Here is a 13,937-nt window from a genome sequence, read left to right as displayed (position 1 = left end):
TTTATTCACAAATGAAGGAGCGCTTTTATATTAATGCTGTAAAAATGCCAATTGAATAAAGAATAAGACCGCAAACACGTAAAGCAAGGGATGGATTTCACGCCACTTCCCTTTCACTAATTTTAAAAGCGGATAACTGATGAAACCAAGCGCGATTCCTGTGGCAATACTTGATGTAAGCGGCATGCTCAAGACGGTCAAAAAGGCAGGGAAGGCTTCATCCAGTTCGTTCCAGCGGATTTTTGCAATACTTCCCATCATGAGACTGCCGACAATAATCAATGCCGGTGCGGTAATGGCAGAAATCCCGGAAACCGTACTAACCAGTGGTCCGAAGAAGGCCGACAGGATGAACAGGATTGCAACCGTCAGGGAAGTTAAACCAGTTCGTCCTCCGACTGCGACCCCTGATGTCGATTCAATATAGGCGGTTGTTGGGCTCGTCCCAAACATCGCACCAACTGCAGTACCAATCGAATCAGCGAGTAAAGCTTCTCTCGCCCGCGGCAATTTGCCGCCTTTCATTAAACCAGCTTGGTTAGCAACACCAATCAACGTACCAGTGGTATCAAAAATGGTCACTAGTATGAATGAAAAGACAACGGCATAAAGGCTGTGCTGAATCACATCGGTCAACGCTGTCACTGGATTAGAAATAATTAATCCTTCTGGCAAAGTCGGCATGGCCATAAAACCATGAGTAAATTCAAGCTGGCCGGTAAAGAAAGCAATTAGCCCAGTTAGGACCATTCCAAAAAATATTGCCCCATTGACTCGGAGTGCCATCAATACCAATGTAATCGCCAGTCCGACTATCGCTAACAGAGCGGAAGCTGAATGAAGATCGCCGAGACCGACAAGATTCGTTGGATGTGCAGTAATAATTTTTGTAAGACGCAAACCGATAAAAGCAATAAACAAACCGATTCCGGCGGTAATCCCGTGCTTAAGGTTATCCGGAATGGCATCAATTAATTTTTCCCTCAGGGGAGTTAACGATAAAATGACGAAGATAACACCGGCAATAAAAACAGCGGCAAAGGCTGTATGGTAGGTGATCCCCGGATGGCTGCCGACAACAGAATAAGCGAAGTAGGCGTTGAGCCCCATGCCTGGTGCAATAGCAATTGGATAATTAGCAAAAAGCGCCATCCAGAGCGTAGCGACGACTGCCGAAATGATCGTCGCCGTGAACACCTGCGCAAACGGAACCCCAGCATCGGCGAGAATAACGGGATTGACGACGACGATATAGACCATCGTAAAAAAGGTGGTAATCCCTGCAAGCAGTTCTGTTTTTGAATTAGTATGGTTTTCTTTAAGTTTAAACATCATTTTTCCTCCAAAATACGAACGTTTAATTAAGACCTAAACTATATTATTCGTTTTTAGGTAAAAAGACAAGAGTTATCTCTTATTTTGTTCCATTTTTGTAACAGTTATACTGGTGCCTGACACCACCAAGGGAGGGATTCCTTCCACCAAAAAAGAGAACCACCCCATGCCTTGTAAACAACAAGCGAAGGGGGTGGTTCTCTTTTTTGATTATCAAATTTTTAACTAACTGTCCTATTCGATTTAGAGGTTGGTTTTGTCCGTACCTTTGCCCTTTTGTGAACGCACTTTTCTTTGTACATCTCCTGGTCAGCACTTTCGAGGATTTTTTCAAGTGTGATTACGGTGCCTGGTTTATAGTGATAAAAACCGTAGCTAGCTGAGATGGAATAAGGCTTTTGTTTGGTTCCATTAATCTCCTCAAACCCCCGCTTAATGTTTTTCACATGCTGCTGGACATCCTTCATTTGTTTTTGGAAGAAGACAATGATAAATTCATCCCCGCCCAATCGAAATAGTACGTCCTTATTTGTAATATGATGGTTGATCGTATCACAGCAAGTCTTGATTAAATCATCACCTGTCGAGTGGCCGAACAGATCATTTGTTTTTTTCAAATCGTTAATATCGATATAGCAGATAATGAATTCTTGAGATTCTGAACCAGCGCTCAATTGCTGGCTGAGCAGTTCCAGCCCACTTCTACGATTAAGCACTCCAGTAAGCATATCAAACGAAGCATGTTTATAAAGTTCTTCCTCATTTTTTTTCAAATCTGTGATATCTGTGACGCCAATCAGAATACAAGCTTCATCCAGGTAATCGACCAATTCTAGACTCAGCATGACCCATTTGCGAAGATCAGGAGTGATTTGCTGTTGCACGCAATAGTTTTTAATACTTTTCTGCTCTTTCAGGCGACCGATGATATTGTGTTTCTCTTCCTCGCTTTTAAACAAGAACTTTCCGTCTAATGGAGTCGTGTCGGTACATTGCAGATGGTAGTATTCGCTTGCATGGCGATTCATCAGCAAAATCTCATCATTATCCAACCTTATAAGGAAAATCGGGTTCGGATGGAGGTTGAATAGTCGCCTGAAATTTTCTTCATTCCTTTTTAGTTTCATTTTATTTGAAAAATCGTTTTTACGAAAAGAATAAAATGATAGGGCTATCAAAAATGATATCACTAAGGTACCTGTTGAATTAATCGCTTTCGATAAAAATGAGAAGTGTTCATGTTCGATAAGATATAAACCTGTAATGAAAAATATATGTATACCCAAAAATAGGATCAAAAGGTTTCTTGGCTGTACTGGGAAAAAGACGCCAACCCCTAATAAAATAATAATATAGGAGTAGATATTGCCGGTAAATAATTGACTATTAATCGACGAAGCTGCCCCGATTAGTAAGTAGCAGAGGATATAACAAGTAACGACAATCCTCTTGGAAAGATTTTTGTAAAAATGATAAATGAATAGAAATATAAGAGAGATGAGAAGACCTATGATATGAATAGCTGAAAGATTGAATTTAAATGTAGGACTGCTCAGTTTATTAAATAGGAAAAAGTCAACGATGAAAAAACAAGGATAGGTAAAAATTAACATATAAGAAACGAGCTTAATTCTCTCAAATAATACCTCGTAGTTATTTTGGATAAACTCTTGATGGGGAATAGAATTCATATCTATTCTATTAAAAAGATTGTTTGGAAAGGACTTCAAATATTCCACCCCTTTTATTACCATTCCTCGAGTATTTTAGCATAGATTAGTAGGCCTGTCACAAAATAGTACGGTGTCATTCACTAACAGAAACTGCCAAGTAAATATTGGTGTCAGGCACCACAATCATATGCAAAAAGGCCCCATTTCTATCCATGACGTAAATGTTGGTGTCAGGCACCAAATTCATATGAAAAAAGCCCAAATCTGTCCACATAGGAAAGTTTTGGGCTTTTAAGGTTATTGGTTTATTTTTATTTCTTCTGTTTGCTTTTCACCATAGATCCCCTTGGATTCGAGGAATTTTTGGATTCTTTTCAGGGCTTCTTGCAGATGTGGCATGGAGGCTGCGTAGGAGCAGCGAATATACCCTTCGCCGCTTTCCCCAAACACATTGCCAGGTACGACCGCGACTTTTTCCTTCATTAGCAGTTCTTCGGCGAATTGTTCGGAACTGAGGCCAGTTGCCTTGATGGAAGGAAATACGTAAAAGGCTCCCCCAGGAGTGTGGCAGTCCAAGCCGATTTTATTCAAGGTATGCACGACATAGTTCCTTCTCATTCGATAGCTTCGTTTCATCGCATCCACTTCATGAAAAGTATTCCTCAACGCTTCGAGGGCGCCGTATTGGAGCATGGTTGGTGCACACATGGTGGTGTATTGAAAAATTTTCAACATTACCTCGATAAATTCTTTAGGAGCAGCAAGCATTCCTAAGCGCCAACCGGTCATTGCAAACCCTTTTGAGAATCCATTGATTAAAATGGTTCGCTCGTACATCCCTTCAATCGCCGCGAAACTTGTATAGGTTTCTTCGTAGGTCAATTCCGCGTAAATCTCGTCGGAGATGACGATTAAATCGTGCTTTTCCACGATGGCGGCAATTTCCTTTAGTTCTTCCTTGTTTAAGGTAGAGCCAGTTGGATTGTTTGGAGAACAAAACAAGATGGCTTTTGTTTTTTCGGTAATTGCTCCTTCAAGTTGCTCGGCTGTTAATTTAAACCCATTAGCAGGTGAAGTGGAAATCGCGACGGGAGTCCCGCCGGCAATGGCAACCAACGGGGCGTAAGAAACGAAAGCTGGTTCAACAATCAGCACTTCATCGCCTTGGTTTAAAATGGCGCGGAAGGCGAGGTCAATTGCCTGGCTAGCCCCGACGGTGACGATGATTTGGTTTGTTGGATCATAATTGACAGCAAATCTCGTTCGAAGGTAATTTGAGATTTCCTGCCGTAATTCTAATAACCCCGGGTTCGCAGTGTAAGCGGTATAGCCTTGCTCCAGCGATAAAATCGCGGCCTCGCGAATGTTCCAAGGGGTTACGAAATCTGGTTCGCCAACCCCTAATGAAATGACATCTTTCATACTGGCAGCTAGGTCGAAAAACTTTCTGATCCCAGAAGGCTGTAGTTCTCGAGCGGTTTCAGATATATAGTGGGAATACTCTTTTTTCATGGTGTAATCACCATTCTCCGGTCTTTATCATCGCTGCCGCCAAAAATCACTCCATCATGTTTGTATTTTTTTAACATGAAATGCGTCGTGGTTGAAATGACATTATCAATTGTTGACAGTTTTTCCGCTACAAAGGTCGCGATTTGATTCATGGTCTGTCCTTCAATCGTGATCGACAAATCATAGGCACCGCTCATCAGGTAGAGAGAGGTGACTTCTGGAAAGCGATAAATTCTCTCAGCGACCTCATCGAATCCCACGCCGCGCTTCGGTGTTACCTTGACATCAATCATCGCGACGATGTTTTCCTGCCCCTCGACTTTGCTCCAATCGATGAGAGCCGGATAACTGACGATCACCTTTTCTTCTTCTAATTTTTTAATGGTATTTCTAACGGTTTCTTCGCTGCTCATTACCATCAAAGCAACCGTTTCTACGGAGATTTTATGGTTTTCTTCGATGAGCTTTAATATTTCCAATTCCTCGTTCGTTAGTTTCATGGGAGTCCTCCTGAATTGTATTTCATACTATTGATTTTAAAGGAGAATGCTTACCAACTCAAATGAAAGTGTATGGATTATTCTCTTTTTTTTGACAATTGGGTGGTATTGTAAATCCAATATCATAGTTATATAAGCCTAGTAGTCTATTATTTTTAACTTATCTACATTTCATGCCAATTACTCATACAATTGGTTAAATTTGTAAAACACGAGGGTGATAGGTATTAGGATAATACCTGTTCAACGAATTTTTGAGGTTCCTTTTGTAAAATTAACGTAAAATTTAGTAGATTCTAGAAATATGTAGAATTGTGATGGAATACGTTATAAAATAATGGTAGTTCTATTATATTTTGGAAGGTGAGGGTGGGAATGGAAATTTTTTAACCTAGATAGAAGGCGTTCATAATTCAACAATAGAAAACTAGAAATTGGAGGGATATTATCTGTGACTAATTTAGTAAACAGATCGAAAAAGTGGATCAGCTTGGCACTTACAGCTATTTTGTTGTTGGCGATGGTGTTACCGTCGAGTGTTAGCGCTTCCACGGAGACGGTATCGTTGGCGAAGTGGGATTTCAGCAAGGGGAACCTAATCGCTACTTCAGGTACATCTGCTAACTTAGATAAAGCATTATCCACAACAGGAGCTGTAATTGATGCAGTATATGTTGCGGGTCCCGGAGCGTATAATGTTCCAAGTGCAAAAACTTGGACAGCAGCCCCTGCATCATGGAATGTAACAATTTCAACAAAGGGCTATCAAAATATTACTCTATCGTCTAAACAAAAAGGATCCAATACAGGACCAAGAGATTTCAAGGTTCAATATAGTTTGGACAACTCTACATGGGTTGATGTACCTAATGCTACGGTAACAGTAGCAAATGACAACTTTATAAGCGGAGTATTGTCAAATGTCACATTGCCTAGCGCAGTAAATGATAAGGATTTGGTCTATGTAAGGTGGTTAAAAAGCTCAGGTATAGGGATTAATGGAAGTGCAGTTGTTTCTACTGGTACTAGCCGCATGGGTGAAATCGAGTTCAAAGGCGAAACTGTAGCAACAACACCTCAACCAGATCCAGGTGCCGTGCCTGGTCAAGGGAAGATTGTTTTGGGAGATGAGGCACTAGCTAACATTACCTTCAGTCTTCGCGATACAGCAAATGGTGTATGGCATGATTTCACATCTGATGCAAATGGTGTTTTTACTCATAATCTAGCAGATGGTACGTACAAAATCGAAGGACTTTGGGTTGCACCAACGTGGTATCCGCTTGGCCAAACCGTTACGATTAAAGATGGTTTAGTCGATGGCTTACACGAATTAGCATTCGACGGTTTAAATCCAGTCGAAGGGACATGGAATGTATCGGGTACTGTAAAAAATGGTTCACAACCATTGGCGCAGCTTCCATTTAGTTTACATAGTACTGATGGGAAATGGTATGATGCCAGAACAGATAAGAATGGTAAATTTAACTTTAAATTACCTGATGGCAGCTACCAAGTCGATGGGATTTGGGACGGGTCAGCCGGAAAATGGTACGAGTTAAATAAAACGTTTACAGTGAAAGACGGCAAACTTGAGGGCGCAACCGACCTACAGCTTGATATTGCTGGAGTATTCAACGTCACTGGAACACTTACAAAAGGAACGAAGGCATTAAATGATACTGTTTTCAGTATCCGCACAGCATCAGGTGATGTGAAATGGGTGGATGTGAAAACAGATGCAGATGGAAAATTTGCCTTCAAACTTGCTGATGGATCTTACACAATTGAAGGAGTTTGGGATACTGTTAGTAAAAAATGGTTCGAATTGAAAAAGGACTTTACTGTTGCAGGTAAACTAGTATTGAACATTGATGTTCTTAAGGATGGAACGGGTGTTATTTCTCCAAACGTAACTGGTATTGTTAAGAAAGGCACGGAAGTATTACCAAACGTTGTGTTTAGTATTCATACTGCGACGGGTGAAGTGAAATGGTATGACATCACAACAGATGCAAATGGAGTATATAGCACAACATTACCTAATGGAAGCTATGTTCTAGAAGGTATTTGGCTTGGTACAGAAAATCACTGGTACGATTTACAAAAAGAATTTACAGTTGATGGTATCACAGAATTCAATATCGATGTGTTAGCTGGACAAGCTGATAAGAAGTTCACCTTGAACTTAATGCACACAAATGATACACATGCAAACATTGATAATGTAGCGAAGAAAATGACGGCTATTAAGTCCGTTCGTGCAACAAAGCCTGATGCATTACTACTTGATGCAGGTGATGTGTTCTCCGGAACATTATATTTCAACGAGTATAAAGGTTTAGCAGATTTAGAGTTTATGGAATTAGCTGGCTATGATGCGATGACTTTTGGTAACCATGAGTTCGACTTGGGTACTGAAACATTAGCAAACTTTGTAAAAGAAGCGGACTTCCCGTTTGTCAGTGCGAACGTAAACTTTGCAAAAGATGCAAATCTACAATCCCGTTTCCACAACGACGTAACAACTGCTAGTCCTGTGGGCGGTGAAATTTACAACGGGATCATCAAGGTTGTAAATGGCGAAAAAATCGGTATTTTTGGCTTAACAACAGCTGAAACAGCGACAATTTCTAGTCCTGGAGCAGGTGTAGCATTTGAAAATTATATTGATGAAGCACAAAAATCAGTGGATGCCTTAAAAGCACAAGGCGTAAACAAAATCATTGCTTTAACACATATTGGTTTTGATGATTCACTTGTTTGGGATAATGACCAACAATTAGCTGCGGCTGTTGAAGGAATTGACGTCATTGTTGGCGGACACTCCCATACGAAACTTGATGCACCATTCTTTGATACAACTGGCGATGAACCAACTGCTATCGTTCAAGCAAATGAATACAACAAGTTCCTTGGAACATTGGATGTAACATTTGATGCGGCAGGTAAAGTAATCGTTCCTGAAACAACTGGCAAACTTCTTGATATTGCTACTTTCACAGATGATGCAGCAGTTGCAAACATCCTAAACACAAAATATAAACCAGCAATTGATGCGAAAAAAGCAACTGTAGTTGGTACGGCAGCTACTCCGTTAGTAGGTGGCAACCCTCCTGCACGTGTAGGAGAAACCAACCTCGGTAACTTCGTTGCTGATGGTATGCTTGCAAAAGCAAAAACGCTCAACCCTAATACAGTGATTGCGCTTCAAAATGGCGGCGGTGTTCGTGTAACTCTTCCTGCCGGAAACATTACACTTGCTGACGTATTTAAAGTTTTACCATTTGGTAATGCTTTAGGAATCATGGACTTAACAGGTGCTGAAATTAAAGAAGCCCTTGAGTTCAGTGTGAAGGATGCACCAGCAGCATTTGGCGGATTCTTACAGGTTTCGGGCCTGAAATTCACTTATGACAGCACGAAACCAGTTGGTTCTAAGGTTCAAACAATGGAAGTTAAAGGTCAAGATGGAAGCTACACAGCTTTAGATCTTACTAAAAAATACTCTGTTGCTACGAACATCTTCACTGCAAAAGGCGGCGACGGATTCACAATGTTTGCGAAAGCTTACGCAGAAGGCCGTGTAAGTGAGCCTGGATTTGTGGATTGGGAAATGTTCAGAGACTTTATTGAAGCACAGCCAAATAAAACGGTTAATCCTCAAGTGGAAGGGCGTATTATCAACGTAGCTCCACAGGTAGTTCCTGCTGCTTCTTTCAGCGGTACGGAGGCAGCTCCAAAGGTATACTTCGGAAATGTCGTCGTTGATGTAACCGGTGTAACAAAGCTTGAATATGCAACCGTAAAAGGAAATCTTACGATTAAAGGTGGCACTAACGTTGAACTTTCAACTGTAACAGTAGAAGGAGATACAATTTTTGAGGATTAATTAAAAGCTAAATTCCTTCGGCACTAATCTGCCGGAGGAATTTACAACTAAAAATCATATCTCCAAATATACACCCAACCGAACCAGGAGGTGCAAGTATTTGTCTAGGAAAAATAAAAAGAATCTTAATATTATCCTTGTAGCAATATTGCTTATTAGTATGGTATTACCAAACTACTATATTAAATCTGCAATTGCTGCCACCAACGCTGCTGATCTCTTTATCTCTGAATATATTGAAGGCACCAGCTTTAATAAAGCACTCGAGCTCTACAACGGGACGGGCGCTGCCGTTAAATTAAGTGAATATACACTTGAACATTATAGTAATGGTGCGGCTACAACCACTTTTAAAATGTCTTTATCCTCCGATCCGTCTGCAACACTTGCCAATGGATCGACATTTGTCATTTCACGCAGCGACGCGGATGCTGCTATCGTGGCTAAGGCAAACTTATTAGACGCAGGTAAAACCGTGATCAATTGGAATGGTGACGATGCGGTTGTTTTAAAACATAACGGAACGATTGTTGATGTTATTGGTCAAGTAGGATTTGATCCAGGTACTACTTGGGGAACAACTGTCAAAACAATGGACCAAACGATTGTCCGTAAAAGTTCAATTACTGCTGGTGACAGCAACCCAAGTGATGCCTTTGACCCAGCAACCGAGTGGGATAGCTTAGGTCTTAATGTGTTTACAAACCTTGGTATCCATACCATGGATGGCGGTTCTACTCCGGTAGAAACGAAGGTTGCGAACGTAGCTGCATCACCTGCTTCAGGTGCAGTTGCAGACGGTACCTTGGTATCTTTAGCAACGGACACAGCTAATGCAAAAATTTACTACACAACTGATGGCTCTGCACCAACAGCCTCAAGCACTGAGTATACAGCTCCTATTAAAATCAGTGCCAACACGACGATCAAAGCCATTGCTGTAAAGGCGGACCTAGAAAACAGTGATGTTTCCACGTTTGCTTATACCGTTTTACAAGCAAGCACGATTGCTGAAGTAAGAGCAGCAGCCCTGCAATCAAACGTTCAAACGAGTGGTGTGGTTACAGCTGTTCTAGGCAGAGCGATTTATTTCCAAGATGAAACAGCTGGAATTGTAGCCTACACGCCAACTGATAGCACAACGATTCTACCAGGCGATAAAATCACCGTTTCTGGTAAACTAACGGAATATTCTACGTTGCTTGAAATCGAAGCCAATCATGAAAATATTATTGTGACTGGGAAAGACGCGGTTCCAGCTGCTGAAGTATTAACTGCGGCCCAGTTACAAGAAAGCAAAGAAGCGAAACTAGTAACTGTTAAAAATGCAACAGTCGGCGCATTTTCTGGTGGAAACTATACTGTAACTGACGCTGATGGAACAAGCTTCCAAGTTCGGCCGCCAAGTTCAACGATGATTTCTACTGGTACAACCTATGAAGCAATTACTGGCGTTCTTAGCGCATTTAATGGTGTTTACCAATTAATTCCGCGGAACGAAGGCGATATTTTACTAGATTCAAGTATTGTTCAAGTGGTTGTCGCTACTCCTGGAGCTGGATTGGTAACGGCAGGAACAAACGTAAGCTTAGCAACAGGTACACCTGGGGCTGCGATTCACTATACACTTGACGGCAGTGAACCAACTACTGCGAGCCCAGTGTTTACACAACCGATAGTTATTTCAAAAGCAACAACGATTAAAGCCATTGCAATTAAAGAAGGAATGACAAATAGTGCTGTTGTGACGTTTGATTATGTGATTCAAGATGGCGCGATTCACATCTATGATATCCAAGGCAAATCACACAACTCCCTATTTAACGGTAAAACAGTAACGGATGTTGAAGGTGTCGTTACCTATATTGATGGAACAAGTCGCTTCTTCATCCAGGATCTAGTGGGTGATGGAGATAATAGTACTTCCGATGGGATCATGGTATTTAAATCAGCACATGGTGTAGCCATTGGTGACCGTGTGAAGGTATCAGGAAAAGTAACTGAATTCTACGGCGAAGGTTACGCTGAGAAAACATCAACTGACCTAACGATTACGGAAATTGAAGCTGCTACGATTACAAAAAATGGAACTGCTGCTCTTCCAGCACCAATCAAACTTGGTGTCGACCGAATTGCGCCAACAGAAATCATTGACAATGACCAATTTGCTTCCTTTGATCCTGAGGAGGATGCAATTGATTTCTGGGAAAGCATTGAAGGTATGTATGCACAAGTAGATGACGGGAAAGTTATTGCGCTTCAAAAAGATGGACTAGTGTGGGTTGTTCCCGGAACGTATCCAACAAACGTCAATCCTGGCGGTTTACGGATTACTGCAACAGACACAAACCCAGATCGTATCGGGGTTGATGTCAGAAATGGTTCAACAGCTAATAAATCATACAGAGCAAAAATGGGTGACTTCTATACGGGAGCCATTAAGGGTGTTGTGAACTACGGTTACAGCAACTATAAATTAATGTCTCAAGAAGCAAGTCTTCCAAAATTAACAGAAACACCAATCGTTCGTCCTGCTACAAAAATTACACCGGCTTCTGACAAATTAACGATTGGAACATATAACGTTGAGAACTTTTCAACCGTTACTCCAGATGCAAAAGTAACTAAAATTGCCGATGCGATTGTTACAAAGATGAAAAATCCTGACATTATCGGCTTAAATGAAATTCAAGATAACAATGGTGAAACCGATAATGGTACGGTAGATGGAGCACAAAGTGCTCAAAAGATCATTGATAAGGTTGTTGCTCTCGGAGGACCAACATATGCATATACAGAGATTACTCCAGTCAATAACCAAGATGGAGGAGCACCAGGCGGAAATATTCGTGTTGCCTTCCTTTACAATAAAAATCGCGTCTCGTTAACCGCAGGTGCATCTAAAGGAACATCAACACAAGCAGTCGGATTTGAAAATGGTAAGTTAACATTGAATCCAGGCCGTATTGATCCAACTAATGCTGCGTTTAATTCAAGCCGTAAACCACTTGCTGCTCAATTTGATTTCCAAGGCCAAAGCGTGATTGTCGTGGCTAACCATTTCAATTCTAAAGGCGGAGATACACCGTTATTCGGTAAAACACAGCCGCCAGTTTTAAGCAGTGAAGTTCAACGTCATAAGATTGCAGCGATTGTGAACAACTTTGTTAAAGATGTAAAAGCAAAGGATGCAAATGCAAACGTTGTTTTATTAGGAGACTTCAATGATTTTGAATTCACGAAAACGCTCGAAATCGCCAAAGGAAATGAATTAACGAACATGGTTGATAAAGTTCCTGCCGATGAGCGTTACAATTATTCCTACCAAGGAAATGCCCAAGAATTAGACCAAGTACTAGTGACGAACAATATGGTAGCTAATACAGCTGTCGATATTTTACACATTAACTCAGGTTTCATGGAGGAGCATGGACGTGCAAGTGACCATGATCCAATCATTATCCAAACACAATTAAAAGCTGCCGGTGAAGTTTTACCGCCAGTAACACCACCAGCATCAACCAAAGTTTACAACTTAAATGGCTTTAAAACGAAGAAGTTAACCGTAAACAATGCAGGTGCTGACATTACAGTAAGTGCTGATTCAATCATTACAGAAGGTATTGTCATCAAAGGTTCTTACGCTAAGTTAAATGGCGATGGCTTAAAGAACACCGTGATTACGCTTAGCCCGACAGCACCAGGTGCAGTCATTGACTTTGGTGGCTTAGTGGTAAAAGAAGTAGTCATTGATAATGCAAATATCAGCCAAATTAGAGGCATCGAGCAGGTTCAAAAGTGGACAGTGAAAGATGGCGTCGATACATCTGCGATTAAGTTCACGAATGTGGGTGGAGTGGTCCTTCCTTCTCCAATCGCTGCCCCGCCAAAAGTGAATCAAGCGCCTGTCGTATCTAAGGCTTTGCCAAACGTTTCAGTTCAAGTCGGCACACCAGTTTCCGTTAATTTAAGCAGTCATTTTACTGACCCAGATGGCGATGCTTTAACGTACACAACCACTGCTGGCACCGTTCAGGGATCGACGTTAACGGTTCAAACGCCTCTAGAAGGAACGATTAATGTAGCTGTAACAGCAAATGATGGAACCAAAACAGTTAGTGCAACATTTACAGTAACGGTAACGGCTGTACCTGCTAACACTGTGGAAGCTTATTACCAAGCAGCAGCTGGAAAAACAGGTGCTGCCCTAAAGCTTTCTTTACACACGATCATTAAAACACAAACAAAATTAACGTATGCTCAAGTAACCGAAGCGTTAAAGAAAACCGATGAAGATCCAAATAATCCAAATAACGTGATCCTTCTTTACACCAACCGTTCACAGGCTAAAACAACGTTTGGTTCTGGTGTAAATGACTGGAACCGTGAGCATGTTTGGGCAAAATCCCATGGTAACTTTGGAACAAGTGTAGGACCTGGAACGGATATTCACCATTTACGCCCAACTGACGCGTCTGTTAACAGTACACGTGGACATTTGGATTTTGATATTGGCGGCAAGTCGCAAGGGGAATGTGCCGATTGTTATTACGATGGTGATTCCTTTGAGCCTCCTAATCGTGTAAAAGGTGATATTGCTAGGATGCTTATGTATATGGATGTTCGTTATGAAGGCGATGGTGGCGAGCTTAATCTTGAGCTAGCTGACAAAGTGAATACGTACCCAACACCATTCCATGGAAAAAAATCAGTTCTTCTCCAATGGAGCAAAATGGATCCACCGGATGCCTTTGAAAAGCATCGCAATGATGTCATCGAATCCATTCAAGGCAACCGCAATCCATTCATCGATCACCCTGAATGGGCAGACTCAATCTGGCCGGCAAGCTAAAACTAAAAACGAAAAAGCATCTACAAATTGTACTGCACCCCAAAAGTTAGAGTTAAAATCTGACGTTTGGGGTGTTTTTTTTATGGAGAAATATAAGTTATTAGCTGTTTTAGAGTATCAAAAAGGGAAATTAGGCGAAATCGATAAGTTCTAATGTAGAACCAATCTATTTT

At 41.3% G+C, this 13,937-nt stretch carries 6 protein-coding genes; 2 read left to right on the top strand and 4 right to left on the bottom strand.

The genetic code is table 11. The features are described 5' to 3' along the window. Positions 1-30: 30 nt before the first annotated feature. From BDR01S_RS19200 to BDR01S_RS19185, 4 genes are all read right to left on the bottom strand, one after another. Complete coding sequence (locus BDR01S_RS19200; RefSeq protein WP_066259057.1) at positions 31-1,332, bottom strand: NCS2 family permease; 1,302 nt, start codon at positions 1,330-1,332, stop codon at positions 31-33. A 224-nt stretch (positions 1,333-1,556) separates the two neighbouring features. Beyond that, the gene (locus tag BDR01S_RS25890) at positions 1,557-2,363 is read right to left on the bottom strand and encodes a GGDEF domain-containing protein (RefSeq protein ID WP_169801463.1); all 807 of its coding nucleotides are present in this window, start codon (positions 2,361-2,363) and stop codon (positions 1,557-1,559) included. Positions 2,364-3,305: 942 nt separating this feature from the next. Continuing rightward, the gene (locus BDR01S_RS19190) at positions 3,306-4,520 is read right to left on the bottom strand and encodes an aminotransferase (RefSeq protein WP_066259052.1); all 1,215 of its coding nucleotides are present in this window, start codon (positions 4,518-4,520) and stop codon (positions 3,306-3,308) included. Continuing rightward, positions 4,517-5,020 (bottom strand): Lrp/AsnC family transcriptional regulator, encoded by a 504-nt coding sequence (locus tag BDR01S_RS19185; protein ID WP_066259050.1) that lies wholly within the window; start codon positions 5,018-5,020, stop codon positions 4,517-4,519. The genes BDR01S_RS19190 and BDR01S_RS19185 overlap by 4 nt, the downstream gene beginning before the upstream one ends. Positions 5,021-5,471: 451 nt before the next feature. Here BDR01S_RS19185 and BDR01S_RS19180 point away from each other — a divergent pair, with 451 nt between their 5' ends. Further along, positions 5,472-8,912 (top strand): 5'-nucleotidase C-terminal domain-containing protein, encoded by a 3,441-nt coding sequence (locus BDR01S_RS19180; RefSeq protein WP_066259047.1) that lies wholly within the window; start codon positions 5,472-5,474, stop codon positions 8,910-8,912. A 100-nt stretch (positions 8,913-9,012) separates the two neighbouring features. Further along, positions 9,013-13,764: an endonuclease gene (locus tag BDR01S_RS19175; RefSeq protein ID WP_066363302.1), complete on the top strand. Its 4,752-nt coding sequence runs from the start codon at positions 9,013-9,015 to the stop codon at positions 13,762-13,764. The last annotated feature ends 173 nt before the right edge of the window (positions 13,765-13,937 follow it).

Source organism: Neobacillus drentensis NBRC 102427, assembly GCF_001591445.1.
GTDB classification, from domain to species: domain Bacteria; phylum Bacillota; class Bacilli; order Bacillales; family Cytobacillaceae; genus Neobacillus; species Neobacillus drentensis.
The sequence above is the reverse complement of the archived record's forward strand: the minus strand, read 5'-3'. Positions and strand labels throughout refer to the sequence as shown.

What these genes read in the sequence shown, in the direction of transcription:
- BDR01S_RS19185 (WP_066259050.1), bottom strand. Translation starts at nt 5,020, where the DNA reads ATGAAACTAACGAACGAGGAATTGGAAATATTAAAGCTCATCGAAGAA.
- BDR01S_RS19190 (WP_066259052.1), bottom strand. Translation starts at nt 4,520, where the DNA reads ATGAAAAAAGAGTATTCCCACTATATATCTGAAACCGCTCGAGAACTA.
- BDR01S_RS25890 (WP_169801463.1), bottom strand. Translation starts at nt 2,363, where the DNA reads ATGAATCGCCATGCAAGCGAATACTACCATCTGCAATGTACCGACACG.
- BDR01S_RS19200 (WP_066259057.1), bottom strand. Translation starts at nt 1,332, where the DNA reads ATGTTTAAACTTAAAGAAAACCATACTAATTCAAAAACAGAACTGCTT.